At 68.7% G+C, this 21,241-nt stretch carries 18 protein-coding genes and 1 pseudogene; 5 read left to right on the top strand and 14 right to left on the bottom strand.

The genetic code is table 11. From position 1 onward, the window contains the following. Nucleotides 1-35: 35 nt before the first annotated feature. Nucleotides 36-965, top strand: coding sequence for a glucose-1-phosphate thymidylyltransferase RfbA (gene rfbA, locus M9979_RS14895; RefSeq protein ID WP_254290153.1), 930 nt, complete (start codon nucleotides 36-38; stop codon nucleotides 963-965). Between the two features lie 431 nt (nucleotides 966-1,396). Then, complete coding sequence (locus M9979_RS14890; RefSeq protein WP_254290152.1) at nucleotides 1,397-2,098, top strand: HEPN domain-containing protein; 702 nt, start codon at nucleotides 1,397-1,399, stop codon at nucleotides 2,096-2,098. Between the two features lie 207 nt (nucleotides 2,099-2,305). Here the strand turns inward: M9979_RS14890 and M9979_RS14885 are convergent, their stop codons facing one another. From M9979_RS14885 to M9979_RS14870, 4 genes are all read right to left on the bottom strand, one after another. Beyond that, on the bottom strand, nucleotides 2,306-3,145 hold the full coding sequence (locus M9979_RS14885; protein ID WP_254290151.1) for a helix-turn-helix domain-containing protein: 840 nt from the start codon (nucleotides 3,143-3,145) through the stop codon (nucleotides 2,306-2,308). Between the two features lie 737 nt (nucleotides 3,146-3,882). Then, entirely contained in the window at nucleotides 3,883-4,719 is an 837-nt protein-coding gene (locus tag M9979_RS14880; RefSeq protein ID WP_254290150.1) for a replication initiator protein A, read from the bottom strand. A 523-nt stretch (nucleotides 4,720-5,242) separates the two neighbouring features. Further along, a complete protein-coding gene (locus M9979_RS14875; RefSeq protein ID WP_254290149.1) occupies nucleotides 5,243-6,274 on the bottom strand; it encodes a phytase in 1,032 nt (343 codons plus the stop codon). Next, nucleotides 6,271-9,075 carry a TonB-dependent receptor gene (locus M9979_RS14870; RefSeq protein WP_254290148.1) on the bottom strand — a complete coding sequence of 935 codons (2,805 nt, stop codon included), beginning with the start codon at nucleotides 9,073-9,075 and terminating at the stop codon, nucleotides 6,271-6,273. Before M9979_RS14870 ends, M9979_RS14875 begins: the two co-directional genes overlap by 4 nt. Before the next feature lie 127 nt (nucleotides 9,076-9,202). Here M9979_RS14870 and M9979_RS14865 point away from each other — a divergent pair, with 127 nt between their 5' ends. Continuing rightward, on the top strand, nucleotides 9,203-9,427 hold the full coding sequence (locus M9979_RS14865; RefSeq protein WP_254290147.1) for a hypothetical protein: 225 nt from the start codon (nucleotides 9,203-9,205) through the stop codon (nucleotides 9,425-9,427). Between the two features lie 94 nt (nucleotides 9,428-9,521). After that, nucleotides 9,522-9,770, top strand: a complete 249-nt coding sequence (locus M9979_RS14860) for a hypothetical protein (protein WP_254290146.1) — start codon at nucleotides 9,522-9,524, stop codon at nucleotides 9,768-9,770. Between the two features lie 16 nt (nucleotides 9,771-9,786). Here the strand turns inward: M9979_RS14860 and M9979_RS14855 are convergent, their stop codons facing one another. The 8 genes from M9979_RS14855 to M9979_RS14820 form a co-directional block, all read right to left on the bottom strand. Then, on the bottom strand, nucleotides 9,787-10,212 hold the full coding sequence (locus tag M9979_RS14855) for a hypothetical protein (protein ID WP_254290145.1): 426 nt from the start codon (nucleotides 10,210-10,212) through the stop codon (nucleotides 9,787-9,789). A gap of 63 nt (nucleotides 10,213-10,275) precedes the next feature. Next, nucleotides 10,276-12,018, bottom strand: coding sequence for a hypothetical protein (locus tag M9979_RS14850; protein ID WP_254290144.1), 1,743 nt, complete (start codon nucleotides 12,016-12,018; stop codon nucleotides 10,276-10,278). A 24-nt stretch (nucleotides 12,019-12,042) separates the two neighbouring features. Beyond that, entirely contained in the window at nucleotides 12,043-13,035 is a 993-nt protein-coding gene (locus M9979_RS14845; RefSeq protein WP_254290143.1) for a glycosyltransferase family 2 protein, read from the bottom strand. After that, entirely contained in the window at nucleotides 12,957-13,856 is a 900-nt protein-coding gene (locus M9979_RS14840) for a polysaccharide pyruvyl transferase family protein (protein ID WP_254290142.1), read from the bottom strand. The genes M9979_RS14845 and M9979_RS14840 overlap by 79 nt, the downstream gene beginning before the upstream one ends. Before the next feature lie 163 nt (nucleotides 13,857-14,019). Next, the gene (locus M9979_RS14835) at nucleotides 14,020-15,090 is read right to left on the bottom strand and encodes a glycosyltransferase (RefSeq protein WP_254290141.1); all 1,071 of its coding nucleotides are present in this window, start codon (nucleotides 15,088-15,090) and stop codon (nucleotides 14,020-14,022) included. After that, nucleotides 15,087-15,989 carry a glycosyltransferase family 2 protein gene (locus M9979_RS14830; protein ID WP_254290140.1) on the bottom strand — a complete coding sequence of 301 codons (903 nt, stop codon included), beginning with the start codon at nucleotides 15,987-15,989 and terminating at the stop codon, nucleotides 15,087-15,089. Before M9979_RS14830 ends, M9979_RS14835 begins: the two co-directional genes overlap by 4 nt. Before the next feature lie 235 nt (nucleotides 15,990-16,224). Beyond that, on the bottom strand, nucleotides 16,225-17,358 hold the full coding sequence (locus tag M9979_RS14825; RefSeq protein ID WP_254290139.1) for a glycosyltransferase: 1,134 nt from the start codon (nucleotides 17,356-17,358) through the stop codon (nucleotides 16,225-16,227). Then, a complete protein-coding gene (locus tag M9979_RS14820) occupies nucleotides 17,355-19,352 on the bottom strand; it encodes an HAD family hydrolase (RefSeq protein WP_254290138.1) in 1,998 nt (665 codons plus the stop codon). Before M9979_RS14820 ends, M9979_RS14825 begins: the two co-directional genes overlap by 4 nt. Before the next feature lie 109 nt (nucleotides 19,353-19,461). On the opposite strand from M9979_RS14820, the gene M9979_RS14815 reads away from it, so the two are divergent. Beyond that, on the top strand, nucleotides 19,462-19,950 hold the full coding sequence (locus tag M9979_RS14815) for a hypothetical protein (RefSeq protein WP_254290137.1): 489 nt from the start codon (nucleotides 19,462-19,464) through the stop codon (nucleotides 19,948-19,950). Nucleotides 19,951-19,980: 30 nt separating this feature from the next. Here the strand turns inward: M9979_RS14815 and M9979_RS14810 are convergent, their stop codons facing one another. Then, entirely contained in the window at nucleotides 19,981-20,961 is a 981-nt protein-coding gene (locus tag M9979_RS14810) for a site-specific integrase (protein ID WP_254290183.1), read from the bottom strand. A 170-nt stretch (nucleotides 20,962-21,131) separates the two neighbouring features. After that, nucleotides 21,132-21,241, bottom strand: a pseudogene (locus M9979_RS14805) (IS5/IS1182 family transposase); the annotation flags it as partial.

Raw genomic sequence — 21,241 nt, 5'->3', positions numbered from 1 at the left:
CCACTTCTTCAGCGCTTGCTGCTATGTCCTGCAACATGAAGGGCATCATCCTCGCCGGCGGCACGGGCACGCGGCTCCATCCGGCGACGCTCGTCGTCAACAAGCAGCTGTTGCCGGTCTACGACAAGCCGATGATCTATTATCCGCTGTCGGCGCTGATGCTCGCCGGCATCCGCGAGATCCTCATCATCTCCAGCCCCGAATACCTGCCGCATTACCGCATCCTGTTCGGCGACGGATCCGCGCTCGGCCTGCAGATCGCCTATGCCCAACAGCCCCGTCCCGAAGGCCTGCCGCAGGCGTTCACGATCGGGCGGGACTGGATTGCGGGGGAGCCGGTCGCGCTGGTGCTGGGCGACAACATCTTCTTCGGCAATGGCCTGGGCCCAATGCTGCGCCGCGCGGTCGGGCGGGTACAGGCAGGGGAGGGGGCGACGATCTTTTCCTATCGTGTCGACGACCCCGAGCGTTACGGCGTCATCGCCTTCGATAGCGATGCCCGCGCAGTATCGATCGAGGAGAAACCCGAACGCCCACGCTCGAACCATGCGATCACCGGTCTCTACGTCTTCGACGCCGACGTGTGCGACCATGCTGCCGCGCTGATCCCATCGGACCGCGGCGAACTCGAGATCACCGATCTCGCCCGCCGCTACATGGAAGCGGGGGCGCTCCACGTCGAACCGATGGGCCGCGGCTTCGCCTGGCTCGACACCGGCACGCACGACAGCCTGCTCGAAGCGGCCGAGTTCGTCCGCACCATCCAGCACCGCCAGGGCATCCAGATCGCCTGCCTGGAAGAGATCGCCTATCTGCAAGGCTTCATCACCCGCGATATGGCCGAGGCGCGGGGGAAGGCACTCGTCAAGACGGCTTACGGCCGCGCGATCCTGACCGCGATCGAGGACGCACCAGCGCCGCTACCGTTCGGCGAGCGGCGGGCGGGGGATAGGCGCAGGGGGTAAGCGCTGATTCACTCGCTGAATCACACAGCTCGCATTGATTCAGGAAATCCGTCGGACACGTGGCGCGTATCGCCGTAGCATCGGCGGCATGGAGACGCTGCCTCTTATCCCCATCGAGCTCTTCGCGATCGATGTGGCGCGGAACGTGCGTCGGCGGTGGAGTGTGGCGGCGTATCGCGATCTGGTCTCGATACGCCGGTGCGCGGAATCAAACATCGGATGCGCCAGCGCCAGCGATCGGCTAGCATCGCAGGCCATGCCGATGCGTACCGGCCTCGACCATCTGCCGCTCATCAAACGCCACGAACTGGGTCGTACGCATCCTCTTCGACGAGTTCGGGATTGCGCTGGCGGGACGGAACGCGCCGCATCGCAAGGCGGGGCGGATCTGCAAGGTCATCCTGTTCGGCTCCTACGCCCGCGGCGACTGGGTGGTCGATCCGGTCGGCGGCTATTATTCCGACTATGAGATTCTGGTGGTCGTCAACCACGACGAGCCGGCCGACACGACCAGCTATTGGGCGGGCGCAGAAGATCATCTGCTTCGCGAGTTCGAGATCGCGCAGCGCATTAGGACGCCGGTCAACCTGATCGTCCACAGCCTGTCGGACGTGAACGGCAAACTGAAGCGAGGGCGGCCGTTCTTCGTCGACATCGTGCGCGACGGCATCGCACTGTACGAAGCACCGGATCACCCGTCCGATCACCTCAAACCGTTGTTGGCGGCCGATGCCAAGGCCGAAGCGCAGGGGTATCTTAACGAGTGGCTGCCTGGGGCAGACAATTTCGGCATTCTGGCCAAACAGGCTCAACATGCAGGAATAGTAAAGGAGGCAGCATTCCTCCTGCATCAAGCCACCGAGCGCTTGTATCACTGCACATTGCTGGTCCTGACCCTCTACAGCCCCAAGTCGCACAAGCTGTTGTTCCTGCGATCGCAGGCCGAGCGTCTGGTCCCTTCACTGATCACCGCGTGGCCGCGCGACACCGGTTCGCGCAACGATCGTTCGAACTGCTGCGGCGCGCCTATGTCGATGCGCGCTATTCGCCGCACTACAAGATTACCGACGAGGAACTCGCCTGCTGGTCGAGCGTGTCGGGATCCTGCAACAGCTGGTCGCCGACGTCTGTGAAACGCATCTGGCCGACATCACCGATTAGGGCGTCGCGTCGAACGGCCGGGCAGATATACCGCGATCCGGTGCACATAACGGTAATGGCGAGCGGCACCATTTGGTTCGACCCCGAACACGCTTCGATCACGGCAGAACAAACATTGGCCTATGTCCGCAGCCCGATCCCGACCGGTCAACCACGGCGAAGGCCGTAATCTTCATCCATCAGAAACCGCGTGCTCCTGTTGGGAGCATGTGACGGCGTAGCCGGCACTCCTGTCCATGAGTCTTGGCATGGTGCTGATGGTTTTCTGTCCTTTCGCCCAGACTCGCTGTTAGGTGTGGGTGTTGGCCGGCTAGGCCAACTCTTTTGAAGCCGGGATCATATGAATTTGTGAGCGGTTGCGGATCGTCATGATACTCGCGCTCACGATCGTCCACGGCAGCCCCCAGCTTGGCGAGTATCTTCGCAAGCGGGCCGTCCACGATCACGGCATGGGCAAGGTCACGACAGTCCAGACCCGCCAGCATCGCCCGCGTATCCTCGACCCGGTCGGCCTCGCGCTGCAGCATATCGTCGGGGAGCGGCGCCGGGCGCATCCAGCGCGGCAGATAGCGCAGGATGCGATTGGGAAGGTGGGCTCGATAGACGTTCGACGTCTGCTCGTAGCGTGGCCCGGGGCCCTGCGCCTCGACGCGCTTGAACCGGCGTTGCCGGACGATGAAGCCGATCGCGTCGAGGACGTGCAGCGCGCGCGCGATGGTCGCACGGCCGAGGCTCGTCGCCTCGGCGAGATAGTCGTAGCTCGGGTAGACGCGCCCGGCGTTGAGCCGGGCCAGCGTCAGGATCTCCTCGAGGACGCGGACCGCGCCGCTCGTCAGGGCCGCCAGCTGCCCCTCTAGCCCCGTCAGCGACCGCCCCTCGGCGCGCGCATCGCGCCGCAACCGTCGGCCAGCGTCAAGCGCGCGGCGCGCGGCGCGCAGGATGGTGTCGGTTTCCCCCTTGGCCGGGGTCGCGAAGAAGACCTCCTCGAACGTCCCCGCCTCGACGCTGTCGCGCAGCACCGGCGCGCCGGTGCGATGCCTCGCCCCCGACCGTGCCTTCCGCCCCGGGCGCAAGGCCCCCAGCGCCTGGAGCGAGGCCGCCCCAACCGTTATCGCCGCCATCCTTCGTCCCCGATCTGGGATCGTTCGAACGGGCAAAGAAGAGCCGTGGCGCGAAACGCGCATTCTTGCGGAAGCTGCCGAAAACGGCTATCTGACGGATCGTTGTGGACGATCGTGCACGCTTGCCGGCGTGTGCCAGAGTACAGCTAACTGAATGCCCGGCTTTCGAGCCGGGTTTTCTTTATCCGATCATGACCGTCCCCGTTTGTACCTCCATCGCCCCTGGCCGCTCTCCGCGACCGCTGCGGAAAACGGATGCCGGCGTCGGCATCGGCCCGGTGTGGGAACGCCGTCGATCCGGATCCTGGTTTTCCGCACCATAGGGCGAACCCGAACCGCTACCGATCGTCCCCGTCCGCATCTGCGGGCGACGGCATATCGGTTCCCGATTCGGGCAGGCCACGATTGCCGACCGGCGGATTCCCCTCAAGCGATGTGAATCGTGTGTTTACCGGGCAAACCCGACGAAGATTCGTGTCATCGCACGGAAAACCTCCGGCATGCCCGCTCGCCGGTCGGGATCGGGGGGCGATCTGACCGATGCCGGCCGGCAGACGGCCCCCGGTCGCGCAACTGGCGATAGCACGGCACACGAGGTGGTGTTTCTCGTGCTTTCGCACGGAAAACCCCCTGGGTCAGTGAGGGCTGGGGAGCGCCGCCTGATCCGGTGCGTCCTGCCGCGCCCGGAGCGCGACGACGGTCTTGATCCGGGGACGCCCCCCGCGCGGCGAGGGGATCTTCTCTTCGGCCAGCGTCACGACATATTCGGGCAGCGAATCCTGCTCGGCGACATCCCGCAGCTGCTTCTTGAAATATTCGAGGCCGCGCTTGTCCGAGGCGCAGCCGACGCGTTGGGCCAGCACGTCCAGATCGACCTCGAAACCGCCGCTATCGCCACAGTTGAACTTGGCGAGCTCGTACAATCGGCGTTCGATCGGCGCGAGCTTGAAGAAGTCGAGGTGATAGGCGGCGATGCGGCGATCGGTCAGGATGGCGCGGTGCAGCCAGTCGCACACCATCACCTCGATCCGCTTGACCCGGCGTTCGCCGTTGGGAAGCTTCACATATTTGATGTCGGCCTTCAGCAGCCACGAAAAGGCGCTGTCCGATCCTTCGCCGCCCGTTTCGATGTTGGTGATGATCTGCGTGCCCTGCAGCCGGTTGAGCGACGCCTTCAGCGAACTATAGGAGCGCGCCGACGCATTGGTGCCGGTAACGCGGAAGAGATCGTTGGCGGTGAAGCTCCAGACCCGATCGACGACGTCGCCCGCCTCCATGCGATCCGCCATCAGGCTGGCAATATAGAGCAGGATTTCCTTGTCGTAGATCGTCGCCACGCCGGTCTTGCTGGGATTGATCTCGATACGGGCATCGCCGCTCTCGAAGACCATCGGCGTCATCTGCGCTTTCTTCGACAGCGAGAAGAAGGGGAATTCGGCAACCGTGCGTTCGCCCTGAACATCCCCGTACAAGGGACTGTCCAGCGGAAAGAGGTCGTCTTGTTTGATCGAGGTTCTGGACATGCCCACGTTGCATTCGAGCGGACCATCAGATTGTGGGGAACGATGCGGCTTGTCCAGCCATCGCGCGTCCGCCAGCGGATTATCCGCGTGAAAGCACGAGGATTAGCAGGCACCCTGGCGATTTTGCCCGCAGATGGCGACTCTTGGTCCGTTTGCGCAGCCAATCCTTGCACCGCTCCTGCTTTAACGCGGAAAACGGGCCGGGATCCTCGTCCGCCGCCAGGCGGCCTCCCGGCATTCGTGCTTTGACGCGGAAAACCGATTTAGGCTGCGGACGACGGCACACGCCCCCCGAGAAGGGCGAGATTGATACTCCCGTTCGCGCGGTGGCCGTCGTACAGGCCACTTGCACTCCGCCTCCCTACGGAAGCGTTTCCTGAGACCGTGCAGGATATTTACGGCTTGTCCGCCCCGCATTCATCAAATGCGCCGTGCAATCGCCGGACTGTCGACATGCGGCATGTCGACAGTCCTATAATTCGAGCGCTGCCAACACCTTTGCCCAACTCGCATATTTGAAGTTCTGCGTGTCGGGGGCGTTGTCGCCGTCTTGCGCCACAAACAGGCCTTTGGGGTAATCCGGGCCGAAATCGCCCAGCGCCAGCTCGATGCCGTCAGTGTCGCTCGTGCCGTCGATATTGCCTCCGCCGATGCGGAAGCGGCCGGCGTAGGTGACCGCGGGCAGGCGGTAGAGCGTGTAGGCGTTGTCGCCCTGGCTCGAGACGACGAGGTAGCCGCCGGTGCGGCCCTTCGGCGCGAGCGCGAGGCCTTCGGCGTCGGCGACCAGCGTCTTGCCGTCGACCTTGGCGATCGGCGTCGCCGTGGCGGGCGCGGCGGGGTCTGCGGCGAAGCGCCACAGGCCGACGTCCTCCTCGGCGACGTAGAGCGTGCCGGTGCGGTCGTCGACGACGCAGCCTTCGGCCTGCGTGCCGAGCTTCATGCTGCGCACCGTCGTCACGCGCGGGGAGGGGCCCGATACGTCGATGCTGACCTGGTCGATGCGGCCGTCCTTCAGGACGACGAAGCCGAACAGCGCCTTGTCCTTCGCGCGCGTCCACAGGCACATGCCGTACGCCTCGCCGGGGCCGGCCGGATAGCGGCCCATCGGCACCAGTCGACGTGTCGACGTGTCGAGCGTGAACAGCGAGACATGTGCCTGGGCCACGTCGGCGCGATCGCTCGCCACCGCAATCACACGTCCCTGCGTCTCGCGCAGATCGACGTTGTTGAGCCGCGCGGCGGGGGTGAACGACACGCGCTTGCCGGCGAGGTCGTAGACGTGGATGCCCGCCTTCTTGTCGGTGCCGATGACGAGGCTCTTCGCCGGGTCGGCCGGGTTGCGCCAGATCGCGGGGTCGTCCGCGGCATCGTGCGCGGTGTCGACGGGATCGGTCTCCGCGGTGGCCGCGACCTGCGGCGCCTCGGTCAGCGGCGCCGCGACCGGGCCCCCCGATGCCACCGGCGCGCAGCCGGCGAGCAGCAGGAAGGGGAGGGTGCGCCTCACAGTTTCACCCGCACACCACCGAAGATCGTGTAGCCGAACTTCTCATATTCGTACGTGCGATAGCGCGTCCCGAAATAGCGGACGCCGGCGGTGTTGGTCAGGTTCTTGCCCTCGGCGAACAGGTTGATGCCCTTCATCAGCTGGACGCTGCCGGTGACGTCGAGCTGGCCGCGGCCCTCCCAGTACAGGTCCAGCGCGGGATTGTCGGCGTTGATCTCGTCGAGATAGTCCGACCGCTTGGTATAGGCGACGCGCAGGTTCACCGGCCCGCGCTCGTAGAAGACGCTGGCGTTCCACATATGCTTCGACTGGCCGGGCAGCGCGAAGCGGCTGCGCCCGCCATAGGTGCCGTCGAACGTCGCATGCCCCTGGGTGTAGGTGTAGTTGGCGAACACGCCGAAGCCGCCGAGCAGGCCGGGCAGGAAGCTAAGCTGCTGCTGCCAGTTGACCTCGACGCCGTACAATTCGCCGCGGCGCGCGTTGACCGGGCGGCTGAGGATCGCCGCCAGCCCCTGATACGTGCCGGTGCTGTTCACCGTGTAGCGATAGTCGGTCAGGTCCTTGTAGAAACCATTGACCGCGATCAGCCCCAGCGGCCGGATGTAATATTCGAGCCCCGCATCGGCATTGTTCGACAGCGTCGGGTCGAGCCCCGGATTGCCGAATTCGACGCGCACGGTGTTGCCCTCGGTCGTCTCGAGCACGCGCGGCGCGATCTGCGGGAAATTGGGGCGATTGATCGCGCGGGACAAAGCGGCGCGCAGGATCAGGTTCGGGGTGAACGCCTGGCGCAGCGTCAGATTGGGGAAGAATTCGACATAGCCGCTCTTGCCCTGCGCGGTGGTGATCGCGCCGGTGCGCGAGACCGATGGCGCCTGGCTCAGGAAATTGGTCGTCTCGACGCGCAGGCCGGCGATCAGCGTCGTGCCCTCCTTCACGTATTTCGCCATGCCGAACATGCCGAGGATCTTTTCCTCGGCGGTGTAATCGGCGGTCAGCGACTGCGGCAGGCGGCGTTCCGAGGTCGCCTTGGTCGCGTCGAAATAGGCGTCGGCGAGCCCGGTGTCGAAGCGGTTGCCGAGCGCATAGTCGAAGTTGCGCGATTCCTGATCGGACAGCAGCCCGGTCAGCGTCTGGCTCGGCGCCGCGCTGGTACGGCGGTCGCGGAAGCGCTCCTCGTCAGCGTTGATGTGGCGCTCGCGATACTTGCCGCCCGCCGACAGCGTCAGCGTGTCGTCGAACGGCACGTCGCTGCGCACCGCGAGCGTCAGCTCGTCGTTCTTGGTCGTGTTCGACCGATAGGTGTTCTCGCGGAACGCGTAGGTGCCGGTCTGCAGATGCTCCTTGCTGGTGAACAGCGAATAGGCGGGCAAATTGGCGTCGGCGAAATCATACGACAGCGTCGGCCGCAGGCTCGAACGGAACAGCAGCTCGTCGCGGCGCGGATAGGTCTGCGAGCTCTCGCTATACGCGGCGTCGAGGCGGATCGTGCCTTCGCCCAGCCGCTGTTCGAGCCCGCCGGTCGCCGACCAGATTTCGTTGATCTGCTTGCGATGGCGCACCTGCTTCTCGATGCGGGTATTGGCATAGGTCGCGGCGCGGTCGGTCGAACCCGCCTGTAGCGTGCCCTCGCTCCACAGGATGCCGATGCGGTCGCGGAATTCGTCGTCCTCGAACCGCGCATAGGTGCCGCGCACCCAGGCGTGCGTCGCGTCGGACGGACGCCATTCGAACGCACCGGTGCCGGCGATGCGCTGGCGCTTGGTGTCGTAATCCTTGAACAGGGTTTCGGTGACGCGCAGGCCCGCAGGCGTCTGGCTCCAGGTGTTCTCGACGTTGTCGGGGCGGCGATGCGTCTTCGAATAGCTCCCCGACAGCAGCAGCCCGAACTGGCGGTCGGGTCCGAACGTGTCGCTGACCGCGGCCGAGCCGCGATAGTCGCTGCCCTTGCCGAACTGGTTGTAGCTGGCGCCCGCCATGCCGGTCAGCGCGAAGCCCTTGCGGTCGAACGCCGAGCGCGTCGCGATATTGACCGCGCCCGAGATCGAGTCCGCATCCTGGCTGGGGAGCAGCGACTTGGTCACCTCGATATTGGCGACGATGTCGGATGGCAGCGTGTCGAGATCGACCGCGCGCGTGGTGGGATCGACCGAGGGGATCTGGATGCCGTCGACCGACACCGCCGAGAATTCGGACGGCGCGCCGCGGACGTTGATGTAGCGGCCCTCGCCCTGGTCGCGCTCGATGCCGACGCCGGGCGCGCGCTGCAGCGCCTCGGCGATGTTGGGATCGGGGAAGCGGCCGATCGCGTCCGCCGAGATGACGGTGATCGTGTTGTCGGCGGTGCGCTGCTGGTTGAGCGCGCGCGCGGTATTGTCGAGCAGCGAGGCACCGACGACGACGATATCGCCCTCCGATGCACCCGCGGCGGGGAGGGTGAAGGACACCGCGCGGCCACGCTCCGCAGCGGTGACGGTACGCGTTGCCGGCAGACGGCCGAGATAGTCGATCAGCAGCGTCACGTCGCCCACCGCATCGGGCGCGGCGACGGTGAATTCGCCCTGCAGGTTGGTGGTCGCCTCGGCGCCCGTCCCCTCCACGACGACGCGCGCGCCGGGCAGCGCGACCCCGGTCGCATCATAGACGCGCCCCGACACGCTCGCACCCGGCGCCGCGGCCGCGGCGGGGGAGGCGGCGTCGCTAACCGGATCGGCCGCGGCGAACGCCGGCGTACCCGCCAGCGCGAGGGCGATGAGCGAGACACCCGCGGATGCGCGGATGCCGAAACGGATGGCGTGCATGATGCTCCCCCTCGAGCGTGATGACGCCGGCACGTACCGCACCGGTCGTTCGAGGGGTCCCGTGGCGGGGGTTTGTTACACGGGCATGGGGTTGCGGTGACGGTTTCGTGACAGGCGTCGAGTACCGATGTCGGCCTATTCGTGCCTGAATATATTCACATCGCAATATGCCGAGGCGGCGCTGGCGAAGGTCGACGAGGCTATTGCGCCGATCGAGGACACCGGGGGACGTGCCACCGGCGCGACGCCACACGTCGCGGCGCCCGCGCAAGCCGTGACGCGCCAAGCCGGCGTATGCTCCTTGCTACGCGACGGCGATGGCGGCGCGCTGGTCGAGCTGACGCCGCGGTAGGGCGCGACGACGCCGCGTCGATCGGTCAGGAACGATGTCGTGTCGGCTGCGTAATGCCTGTCGCGCGCCGCCCCGGAGCGCGAAAGGATGATCCATGAAATTGAGCACGATCCTCGCGGCCGTCGGCATGATCGCCGCGACCGTCGCCACCGCCGGCAGCGCGGACGCGCAGCGCCGCGACCATGACCGCGGCCGCTACGAACAGCGCGACCATCGCGACGCCCGCGATCATCGCGGCTACCGCGACGCGCGCCACGATCGCGGCCGCCATTTCGGGCGCGACCGGCACGACCGCTGCCGCACCGTGATCCGCCATCAGCGCCGCGTGCGCGTCTGCCGCTGATCCTAGAAGGGCTGCGTCAGCGCAATGCGCTGCGTAGCCCTGCGGGCAGCTGGTCGATCGGGCAATATAGATAGGTCGTCGGGGCGCCGCGCGTGGCTTGCGTGAAGGTCAGCGCATCGCGAACCGTCACCGTCTGCCGCTCGGTCGAGCGCGGTGCGGGGCCGGTGCCGGCATCGATGCACGACTGATCGACGACGAAGCGGTTGCCGCGTCGCGACAGGATCTTGGCACGGCAGGCCCGGCTGTGCGCCCCGCTGATCCCGCGCCCGTCATACTGCCGGATCACCGCATTCGCCGGATCGCGACAGCTCGCCCCTTGCGCGACGTAGATGCCGGGCTTCAGCCGATAGACGCCGCCTGGTTTGGGCGAGGGGTCGATGCTGGCAAGGGCTCCGGTGCCGGCGAAGGCGAGGGCAACGATGGCAAAGATCAGGCGGGTCATACGGGCCTCCATGGTCCCGTCGATAACGCCCGATAGCTGAACCATGGCCCAATAGGACATCCGCTAGACCGGAACCGGCATAGCGCATCCCAACCTGTGCAGCTGCGCACGCCGCGCCGCGATCGTGGTCGCATTCTCCTCCGTCGGCCGCCGCAGCAACGTCATATGCAACGCCTTCGCCTGATGCCGGTCGAACAGCATGACACGGCTGCGTGTACACAGCCGAGTGAGCGTCGCCGCGGGGACATAGCCGAGATCGAGCAGCACGGGTGTCGGCGCGGCATCGTCGATCCTGACGATATCCTTCAGATAGGCGACCTGCCGGGTGTCGATCAGCACGTAATCCGCCGGCGCCGAACGCACCGCACGATAGGCGGCCTCGAACGGTGCGGCATAGACGACCGACCGCCACATCGCGAAGGGCAGGCCGACCGCCAGCGTCAGCAGCGCGGCCGTCCACAGCGCCGCGGCGGGCAGCGGTTTGCCCCTTTGCTCCTCCAGCACCAGCCAGCCGCGCGCGGCGAGCAGGCCGAAGGCGGGGATCAGGCCGTGGAGGTAGCGATAACCGAAACCGCGATCCTGAAAGGTCAACGCCAGCAGCCCCAGAGCGCATGCCAGCGCGCACCCCAGCAGCGGCGACCAGCGCCCGTCCGGATCGCGCAGGCCGGTCGCCCCCGCCAATGCCAGCGGCAGCAACAGCATCACCTGCCATGCTGCGAAGCGCGACAGGCTTTCCGCCGGCTCGAGCTGGTCCAGTCGATGAAGGCGCCCGATCAGTATCTCGATCAGCGTCGAATGCGGTTTGCCGTCAGTCTGCACCGCGCCCAGCAGGGCATCCATCAGCGCGCCATACCCCACCTGCCACACGAGCAGATAGGCGCAGCAGGCTGCCGCATAGAGCAGCGCTAGCGGCCGGCGTCGGTCGAGCCACAGCCAGACGATGAAGCCGCTGACGAACATGATGTGGAAATGCCATTGATGCAGACCGGTCGCCGCCAGTCCGATCAGCAGCGCCGCGCCGTGTCCGACGCGGCCGCCGCGCAGGAAGCACACGAGCCATAACGCGTTCAGCGAGAAGTGCGCGGTGGTCGCGAACGGCGACATGGCGTTCATCAGCACCTGCGGCGCGCTCAGCACCAGCACGAGCGCGACCGTCGCCGCATAACCGCGATCCGGCCACATGATCCGCGCGGCCCGCCAGATCGCGGTCGCACCGACGAACAACAGCAGCGGTCCCGCCAGCCAGCCATCGCCCAGCGCCTCGGCGAGTGCGCGGATCGCGGCGGAAACCGGCAGATAGGCCGAAGTCAGATAGGCACCATCACCTCGGATGAACGTGTAGACCGGCGTCATCGCCGGCACTAGATCGTGCATGCCGTCCGGCACCGCCCAGGCAATCTGCCCTTTGGCGAAATAATGCATCGCGAAATTCGCCGACTGTTCGTCCCCCGACAGCGCAATGCGATGCAGGACGAAGAAAGTGCCGAGATAGGCGACGATCGCGGCGATCGCGCTCAGTTGGACCGCACGCGTCCGCGACACGCCGGGCAGCGGCCGGCCAGGCAAGGGCCAATAGGCGAGGAGCAACAGAACGCCGCCCCCAAACAGCAGCAGATAGCGGTCCTGATCGAGGAAATAATAGAGCGACAAGCGCACCGGCCCGGCCGGCGCATAAGCGATCGTCATCACCAGCGCCGCGGCGATCTGCAACAGACCGAAACGCCCGATCAGATAGCGCCACGGATCGGTCGTCGCTGCTTTCGGCACCCGCCGGCCCGCCGTCCGCATGATGGTTTCGCTCCCCATGCCCCCATAGGTGCCCGCGGCCGGTTAAAAACGCACTAACCATCCCTTGGGCCGTCGTGCCCTATGCCGCCAATAGCCCAGCATCCCCCTGATCTTGTGACGCAGGCGGAACGTGTAGAAGGCGCGGATGCCGGTGTGGGTGGTGACGGGATCGGTCAGGTCGCGGCGCAGGTCGGCGAGGTCGCGCAGGATCGCGCGAAGGATGCGGGGGTCGCGCCGGTGCTTGGCGTAGAGCGCGCCGTCGCCGAAGCCGTAGCCGGCGAGCAGCGCAGTTTCCTCCGCCGGGTCGCGGCGGCCGTGGTGGTGGTCGACGACGAAGCGCGGATCGTAGCGCAACGCGATGCCGAGGCCCTGCGCGCGGAACAGGAAATCGGTATCCTCCGCCGCGACGAACGGCGCGCCGGCGCCGAAGCGTTCGTCGAAGCGGCCGACAAGGGCAGGCACGTCGGCGGTGAAGGCGAGGTTGGCGCCCATCACGAAGCCGCCGGGAAAGGCGCCCGGCGCCGCGACCATCGGATGATCCTCGAGCTTCACGGTGACGGGCAGGTCGGCGGGATCGCCGAGCAGGATGCGGCCGCCGATGATCGCCGGCGCCGCGACCTCGCCGAACGCGCGGACCAGCGCGGCGACATAGTCCGGGTGCAGCACGCAATCGTCGTCGGTCATCGCAACGATCCGCCCGCTTGCCTTTGCAAGGCCGCGGTTGCGCGCACGGGCGAGGCCGGGCCGCGCCTCGTGCAGCAGATGGACGGGGAAGGGCTGCGTGGCGTGCCATTCCGCCAGCAGTCGCGGCGTATCGTCGGTCGAGCCATTGTCGACCAGCACCACCTCGACCGTGCAATCCGGCGCGGCGTCGATCGCGCGCGATATCGAGGCGAGCGTCGCCGCCAGCGACGCGGCACGGTCGCGCGTGCAGACGAGCAGGGTGACGTCCGGCTTCACCGTGCGGGCAGCAGCCGCCCGGCCAGTTCCACCGCCTGCGCCATCGTCGTCGCGGTCAGGGCGGGAGAGGGCCATGCCGCCAGATAAGCGGCGATCTTGCCATAGTCATTGTCGAGGACGACGTGCGGGATAGCCAGCAGCCCGGCGAGGATCGAGCCGTGCAGCCGGTCGGTGACCACCACCTCGCCCTGCCCCAGCAGTCGCAGACCGCGTGCCACCCTCGCGCGCGCCTGTGCCTCGCGCGCCGCGGGCGTGGTGCCGGCGGGCATGCCGGCATCGTCCTCCAGCCAGTCGACGACGCGCGCCTGCGCGGGCGGGGGGCCGCCATGATCGCGGCGCTCGTCGTCGCTGCGCAGCAGCATCAGCAGCGGGACCTCGGGCTCTCCCCGCGGCTGCGGCCCCAGCGCCATCGCGGAATCGGGGACGAGATGGGTGGGGCAAGCGAACCGGTTCGCAAGCGCGAGGCTGCGCGCATCGCGCACGTAGAGCGTAAAGTCGGGATGATCCGCCACCAGCGCCGCGAAGCGCGCCGCGCGCGCGGGGTCGCGGAAGTGGATCGATTGCGGCAGCTGCACCACCGGCCGGTCGCGCACCTCCGCCAGCACGGCCTCGCGGAAACGCTGGTGATGCGGCCAGATGTCGCCGAGATTGCCGCCGCCATGCAGGAACAGCGGGCCGGTCGGGCAGGCGCGGCGAAACGCATCCAAGTCGAAATCATGCCATGTCGACACGTAGACGGGTCCACATCCGGTCAGCGCGCGCAGGATCGCGAGCTCGCCCAGCCAGATCGCGCTGTCGCCGACATTGGCGTGATCGGGAAAATCGACCAGCGCATAGGCCTGCCCCGGCGCGACATGCGCGCGATACGGGGCGGCGAGTGCGGCGAGGTTGGTCATGCGGCGGGGATCGCAGGGATCATGGCGTCACCCTCGTCGCCGCCCCGGCGGAGGCCGTGGCCCAGTTGCGATGGCCGTCGTACGTCATGACGAAGCTTCACCCCACTGGGCCCCGGCCTTCGCCGGGGAAGTGTATGTAGAGTGGTCGAGCGGGCGCGGCCCATCACGCCGCCAGCGCGCGCGCGTCGCTCGCGTCGCGGTACAGCGCCTCGCAGCGGTCGAGCCATCGGTCGCGGGTGAACAGGCGCTCGACGCGTTGCCGCGATGCCGCGCGGGGGAGGGAGAGCGCCACTCGAATTGCCTCCGCCAGACCCGCGACGTCGCCGGCGGGGGCGAAGGCGCCGGCCTCGCCGATCACCTCGCGCGCCGCGCCCGCATCGAAGGCGGCGACGGGCAGGCCGCACGCCATCGCCTCCGCCGCGACCAGCCCGAACGGCTCGTCCCAGCATGGCGTGAACAGGAACACCGACGCCCGGCCCAGTTCGGCCGCCAGCGCGTCGCCGGCGAGATGCCCGCCGTAGCGCACGTCGGGGCCGAGCAAGGGTTCGACCTCGGCCGCCCAGTAATCCGGGTCCTCGATCGGCCCGAACAGGGTAAGCGGCACGCCCGCGGCCCGCGCCGCCTGCACCGCGCAATGCGTCCCCTTGTTGGGCGTCACCCGTCCGCACCAGACCGCGCTGCCGTCGCCTTGGCGTACGAAGGGCCAGGCGGCGGGGTCGATGCCGTTGTGCAGCACCGATGCCTCGGCCGGCGCCCCTTCCGGCCACCAGGCGGCAAGCTGCGGTGCCGAGGTGACGGTAAGGCGATGCCCCGGTGTCGCGCTCGCGCGCACGAACCAGTGCAGCGCGTCATAGGGGGGCACGTGCAGCGAGGTGACGGTCGGCGTCACCGCGGTGCGCCGCGGCTCGATCGGGAAGCGGTGCAGGCTGTTGTTGTGCACCACGTCGAACCCGCCGGCCGCGATCCGGTCGCAGGCGGCGGCATAGCCCGCGTCGAGATGCGCGATCAGCGGCGCGCTGCCGCGATGCTCGGCCCAGGGAAAGACGCGCTCATAATGCTCGGGCACGACCGGATCGATGCGGAAGCGCGGATCGCTGTCGCCCGCGGCGAACAAGGTCACGTCATGCCCGCGCGCCTGCAATCCCGCGGTCAGCTGCCAGCAATGCGCCTCCATCCCCCCGGCGAAGGGCTGGGCGATCCGCTGGCGGACGTGCCCCAGGATCGCGATCCTCACGCCGCCACCCGCGCCTCGAGCACGCGGATGACGCTGGCGGTATTGGCATAGGGCTGGTGGCTCTGCTGCCCGGTGAGCGCGAGGTCGTCGGGACCCGGGCGGCGCAGGATGCGCACCGGCCGCCCCGCGGCATCGTCGACCAGCCCCATCAGGCGGAACGCGTAGAGCCAGTGGCCCATCGTCCGATACCCCCATTTCGCCTCGAACAGCTGCGCGTTGCGCACGACGCTGTCGAGATGGTGGACCGGCGGCATGTGGTGCGGGTGATATTGGTGATAGGCGCGCGCGCCCTTGACCCAGGCGATCGGCACGCCCGCCTGGTCGAGCGTCTTGCCGAAATCGGTATCCTCGCCGCCATAGCCGACATAGCGTTCGTCGAACCCGCCGATATCGAGGAAGGTCGACCGCCGCATCGCGAAATTGAGCGACCAGAAGCAGCGATAGTCGTTGCAGATCTCCACCCCCTGCGGCGGGGGCCCGCGCCGGTCGGAATGCTGCACGGCGATGGCAGCGAAGCGGTCGGTCGACCAGTCGCCCTCGGTCGCCCCGCCGGGCAGGTACAGCACCTCGCCCATCAGCAGCGCGTCGGTGTCGGCGAGGAAGCCGGCATAATCGGCGACCAGCTCCGGCGTCGGGATACAGTCCATGTCGAGGAAGACGAGCGCCTCACCCACCGCCGCGCGCGCGGCCGCGTTGCGCGCCGCGGCCAGCGGCAGCGCGTCGGCGACAACGTGCATCTGGCGGATCGGGAAGGGGGCGGGGGGCAGGTCGTACGCCTCCTCCTGCATCACCGCGACGATCAGCTCGGCGGGCGGCAGGCTCTGACGCGCGAGACCGCGGACCAGATTGACGAGATGGTCTGGCCGCCCCCTAGCGAGCGTGACGACGGATACGGTCATGATGGGGTTCCTGCGGGGGAGGGGGCTTGGGGGGAAAAGGCTGGCTGGTCGTCAAAGGGCGCGACGTTACCACAAGGGCTTCGTCACCCCGGACTTGTTCCGGGGTCCACAGGGCCGCGAGCGTACGTTCGCGCCTCCAGCCCTGCGCCTCGCCGCGGAGTGGACCCCGGAACAAGGGACCCCATCAAAGTAATACTTTGATGGGACCCAAGTCCGGGGTGACGGGGGGTGTGGGTCATAGGGAATGCCCCTCCACCACCGGCACCACGCCCCGCGGCGTCCACAACCGGTCGCTCAGCGCCTCCAGCCATGCCGCCGCCTTCTCCGCCGGCGCGTCGTCGATCATCGCGCGCTGCGCCTCCGGCCGATGGCCCGCGCGCGTCTCGGCCAGCGCCTCGATCCACCCGCCCGCCGACGAGGGCAGGTGCGGCCGCACGCAGGCGACGCCCGCCGCGGCGAGCGCCTGCGCCTTGCGGTGCTGTTCGTCGAAATAGCGCCATTCGGGTACCGCCAGCCACGGCCGCCCCGCGCTCAGAACCTGCTGGCACGTCGTATTGCCGGTCGAGGCGATCACCAGATCCGCCGCGGCGATATGGTCGGCGGCATCCTCGACCCAGCCGCGGTGTTCCAGATTGGCGGGCTCGGTCGCGTGCCAGTCGCGCTGCACCGGCCCGATCGTGATCCAGCGCGCGGCCGGCGTCGCGCGCGCACCGACGCCGAGCGGTGCAGCCGCGAAGCCGCCGCCACCCCCGCCCGCGACGACGAGGACCATCTCCTCGTCCGGGGCGACGCCGATCCGCTGCCGCGCGACCTCGCGCTCGGGCACGCGCGTATCGACGCCGAGCCCGCCGGCGAAACAGGTGCGGCCAAGCATCCCCGCATCCCATTCGGGCTGGGCGAGACCGGCATGGAAGGGGGCGAGCAGCCCCGCCGCGCCATCGTACGCCGCGCGATGCCCGGGATCGCCGCGGTCGCCGTGCTGCAGCACCTTGACGTGCGGCACCGAACAGATCCGCGCCAGCTGCGCGATCTCGGCCGACACGTCGCAGATCATCAGCGCCGGATCGGCCGCGTCGAACCAGCCGGCGATCGTCGCCATCGCCCGCCGGATACCCGGCCAGCCCAAGGGCGCGCAATGCAGCGTCTCGGGCGTCGGCACCCAGTCCATCGACCCCGCCTCGTCGCCGGTCGGCTCGAACAGCGAGGGGATGCGCAGAATCGCGACATGGCCGGGCAGCGGCGGGAAGATATCGTCGCGCGCGCAGAACAAGGTCAGCGGCCGGGCCGGCGGCAACGCCCAGGCGATCGCCGCGCAGCGTTCGGCATGGCCGCGGCCCTGGTGATGGACGAAATAGCCGAACGGCCTCATGCCGCCTCCGCCAGCGCCACGGGGACGAGGCCGAGCCGCTCCAGCCCCTCCAGCACGCCCGCCGCATGATGCGCATCGACCCGGTGCAGCCCGGGCCGCGGGCACAGATCGGCGAGCTCGTCGCTGGCATTGCCGACGACGATCGCATGGCCGCAGGCGTCGAGCATGTCGACGTCGTTGCCGCTGTCGCCCGCGGCGATGCACTGGCCGAGCGACCAGCCGGCGCGCGCGGCATAAGCGGCGATGGCGGCGGCCTTGCCGCCGGCGGGCGCGAGCACGTCGATCAGCCGCCCGTGCGAGAAGATCACCCGCGCCCGCAGCCCCGCCGCGGCGAGCGTCGCGCGGATCCGCGCGGCATCGGCGTCGTCGCCGAAGAAACTGAGCTTGTGCGGCCCGGCGGTCTCCGCCGGCTGCGGCGTCACCCCGAGCGGCGCCAGCGCGCGCGCGACCGCCTCGCGATCCCAGTCGCGGTCGAGCGTCCGCGCATAATCGGCGCATTCGCGCCAGCCACCGGTGTCATCGGCCAGCCACAGCCGCGTGCCGACATCGACGATGAACGCATCGGGCTCGGGCAGCTGCCAGCGCGACAGGATCGCACGCGCCGCCTCGATCCCCCGTCCGGTCGCGACGACGAAGCCGAGCGGCGATGCGCTGCGCCACGCCGCGAAGGCCGCCGCGCCCGCCCGGCATCCGGTCAGCGTATTGTCGATGTCGCAGGCGAGCAGCCGCGGCGCGGCGGCATCGCGATAGACCGCGACCGAGGCGGCGGCATAACGCTCCCAGCAATAGGCACCCACGCGCGCTCGTCCCGCGGCGGACAGCGCGGCATGGCGTCGCGAATCGCCGACGATGTCGCGGCAGGCGCGCGCGATTCCGCCCTCGTCGCGCGGATCGACGAGCATGCCGTGGCGCAGCGTCGCGACGATCTCGGCCGGCCCGCCATTGGCGGTCGCGACCACCGGCACGCCCGCCGCGGCCGCCTCGATCAGCGTCAGGCCGAACGGTTCGTGCAGCGCCGGGTTGACGAACACCCCGCCCTGCGCAGCGCGATCGTAGAGCGCGGCGACGTCCGCCGCATCGTGCCGCGGCGGCAGCGCGACGCGCGCCGCCAGCGCCGGGTCCGCGGCGAGCGCGGCCAGTTCGGCGAGCACCTCGCGTTCCTCGCCCGCAGCATGGTCGTGGCACCCGGCGAGGACGACCAGATTGGCGCGCGCCTGCAACGCGGCATCGCCGGCGTAGGCGCGGACCAGCGCGGCGAGGTTCTTCTTGGCGACCGGCCGCGCCACGGCGAGCAGGATCGGCAGCTCCGGCCGGTCGAACCAGTCGCCCAAGCGGTTCGCCAGCGTCGCCGCCCCGTCGGGGTCCACGCGCTGCGGCACGCCGGGGGGCAGGCAGTGGATGCGCCCGGCGACCGCGACGCCATAGCCGCCGATCTGCCGCTCCGCCTCGTCATGCGTCGACACGATGATCGCCGCGGCGCCGGCGATCGCCGCGCGCTCGGCGCGGATCCGGCCCTCGTCGCAGCCGAGCCCCTGCGCACGCTTGTCGATCCCCAGCGCGTGCGGCGTGTAGACGAAGGGGATGCCGAACCGCGCCTGCGCGACGCGCGCGACCGCGGCGGCATCGGCGAAATGCGCGTGGATGACGTCGGGCAGGCGCGGCAGCGCGGCGAGGTGCGCGCAGAATCCTTCCGTAAAGGCGGGCAATTCCGCCGCCAGCGCGTCCTTTTCCAGATAGGCGCGGCAGGGGGTGGCGATGCGGTCGATCGCGACCCGCGCATCGACCCGCTCGCGAGGCCCGCCATGCGCCGCGCCGAGCCGCGGATCGTCGAACGCGCGCGTGACGATCGAGACGTGGCTGACCCCCGCGCAGGCGCCCTGCGCCCGCGCCGCGTCGAGGATATAGGCGATATGCCCGCCGGTGTCCGCGGTGATCCCGTAATCGACGGGCGGCGCCTTGAGACACCCGCCGAGGGCGAGATGCAGGATAAACAAAGGACCCCCAAGTTATTGTAAGGCCGCAACGTTTCCTGATCCGATTTGGTTTCGGGCGGTTAGTGCGTTTCCCGGTGCCCGGAAAAAAGCGCTTTGCAGCGAATCGCCGATGATTCATAGAATCGGGATGCCGATCCGCGCCGAGAACCGCTGGCTTTACCCGATCGACTGGACGCAGCTGTCGCACGCGATCCGCTTCGTCCGCGCCGGCGCCCGCTGCGAACGCTGCCGCCGGCCGCACCGTCGGCGGATCGCGCATCTCGGCGACGGGCGCTGGTGGGATGGCGAGGCACGGATCTGGCGCTCGCACCATGGCCGGCGCGTCGCCGTCCGCGATGCCGCGTTGCTCGCCGACGTGCGCACCACCTATGTCGTGCTCGCCTGCGCGCACCTCGACCACGATCCCGGCAACAACGCGCCCGCCAACCTCGCCGCTCTGTGCCAGCGCTGCCACATGCTCCACGATGCCGCCGAACACCGCTGGCAACGCTGGTGGAACGCCTTCCGCCGACGCGCCATCCGCGACCTGTACGAAGACCCGCCGGTCACGCGCCGGCGGCTGGCCGAGGTGACGACACGTCGAATTGTCTACATGTAGTGACGTCCACGTGTATGCGGGGCGACACGTCTACAGGAAACGCTGTCCCGCGTGATCCTTGAACAGCTCGGCGTTGCGGACATAATCGGACAACACCTGCACCGACTTGTGCCGGCTGACCTCCTGCAGCTTGAAGATCGTCGCCCCCTGCGCCGCGCCCTCGGTGAGGAACCCCGCACGCAGCGAATGGCCGGCGAACTGCGTCGGGTCATAGCCCGCCGCAGCGGCATGCTGCTGCACCAGCCGCGCGATCGCCCGATCCGACATCGCGGCCGGGGTCAGCGCATCGGCACGCGACAGCCGGCGGAACAGCGGCCCCTCGCGATGCCCGGCCGCCGCCATCCAGTCGAGCAGCAGCGCCTTGGGCCGGATCCGCGAGCCTTCGGGGATCGCGATCACCGCCCCCTCTCCCGCCTGGTCGGTCTTCGACCGCGCGATCGTCAGCCGCAGCCCCTCGGGCACGATCCCGACATGATTGACGGTGAGCGCGACGATCTCCGACCGGCGCAGCGCGGCCGCCATCCCAATCGCCAGGATCGCCCGGTCGCGCACCGCGCGCAGGCCGTCGCCGGGAATCGCCGCCAACATGTTGCGCAACGCCGCGGCGTCGGCGGGCGCCTTGCGCCGCTTCGCACCGCCATGTTCGGCACGGATCCCGGCGAGCACCTCGGCAAGGCGTCCCGCGGTCGGCAGAGCGGTCGGCGCCGGATAGCCCGCGGCGCGGTGATGATGCCCGATCGCCGCCACGCGCCGCCCGATCGTCGCCGGATTGCGCCCCGCCGTCGCCTGATCGCTCGCGAACACTGCCACGACGTCCGGCGTCGCCGGCAGCGCACCGAGCTGGTGCGCGGCGCACCACGCGGTGAAGATCGCCCAGTCGGACTCATACGCCCGCCGCGTCGCGGCCGACCGCGCCGCCCTGGCATAAGCCGCCGCGCGCTCGATCTTGGCGTCGAGGATCGCGGGGAGTGCGGGCTGCTCGGTTGCGACCGGCAGGAAAACGGGTTCAATCAGCAGATCGGCCGGATCGTTGGGCGACGGGGAGGCGAGGAAACGGGTCACCAAGCCGGTGTGGCACGCTCAATTCCATGGCACCAGTCCTGTGTCCGGGAATCATATTTATCGGACAGATGATACCGGGTGGTTTCAAAACCGGCTGTCGGTGTCCCTAGGGTCCGGACTCATAACCACCAGATGACGGCTGCTGCGAAGGCGATGGCAGCCATGAAGGTCTTGATGTTACGGTCGAAGCGGGTGGCGATGCGTCTCCAGTCCTTCAGGCGACAGAACA

Origin of the sequence: Sphingomonas liriopis, from assembly GCF_024211255.1 — a bacterium.
Taxonomy (GTDB): domain Bacteria; phylum Pseudomonadota; class Alphaproteobacteria; order Sphingomonadales; family Sphingomonadaceae; genus Sphingomonas; species Sphingomonas liriopis.
This window is presented reverse-complemented; position numbering and strand designations above follow the sequence as displayed.

What these genes read in the sequence shown, in the direction of transcription:
- rfbA (WP_254290153.1), top strand. Translation starts at nt 36, where the DNA reads ATGAAGGGCATCATCCTCGCCGGCGGCACGGGCACGCGGCTCCATCCG.
- M9979_RS14870 (WP_254290148.1), bottom strand. Translation starts at nt 9,075, where the DNA reads ATGCACGCCATCCGTTTCGGCATCCGCGCATCCGCGGGTGTCTCGCTC.
- M9979_RS14865 (WP_254290147.1), top strand. Translation starts at nt 9,203, where the DNA reads ATGTCGGCCTATTCGTGCCTGAATATATTCACATCGCAATATGCCGAG.
- M9979_RS14860 (WP_254290146.1), top strand. Translation starts at nt 9,522, where the DNA reads ATGAAATTGAGCACGATCCTCGCGGCCGTCGGCATGATCGCCGCGACC.
- M9979_RS14855 (WP_254290145.1), bottom strand. Translation starts at nt 10,212, where the DNA reads ATGACCCGCCTGATCTTTGCCATCGTTGCCCTCGCCTTCGCCGGCACC.
- M9979_RS14850 (WP_254290144.1), bottom strand. Translation starts at nt 12,018, where the DNA reads ATGGGGAGCGAAACCATCATGCGGACGGCGGGCCGGCGGGTGCCGAAA.
- M9979_RS14845 (WP_254290143.1), bottom strand. Translation starts at nt 13,035, where the DNA reads ATGGCCCTCTCCCGCCCTGACCGCGACGACGATGGCGCAGGCGGTGGA.
- M9979_RS14840 (WP_254290142.1), bottom strand. Translation starts at nt 13,856, where the DNA reads ATGACCAACCTCGCCGCACTCGCCGCCCCGTATCGCGCGCATGTCGCG.
- M9979_RS14830 (WP_254290140.1), bottom strand. Translation starts at nt 15,989, where the DNA reads ATGACCGTATCCGTCGTCACGCTCGCTAGGGGGCGGCCAGACCATCTC.
- M9979_RS14825 (WP_254290139.1), bottom strand. Translation starts at nt 17,358, where the DNA reads ATGAGGCCGTTCGGCTATTTCGTCCATCACCAGGGCCGCGGCCATGCC.
- M9979_RS14815 (WP_254290137.1), top strand. Translation starts at nt 19,462, where the DNA reads ATGATTCATAGAATCGGGATGCCGATCCGCGCCGAGAACCGCTGGCTT.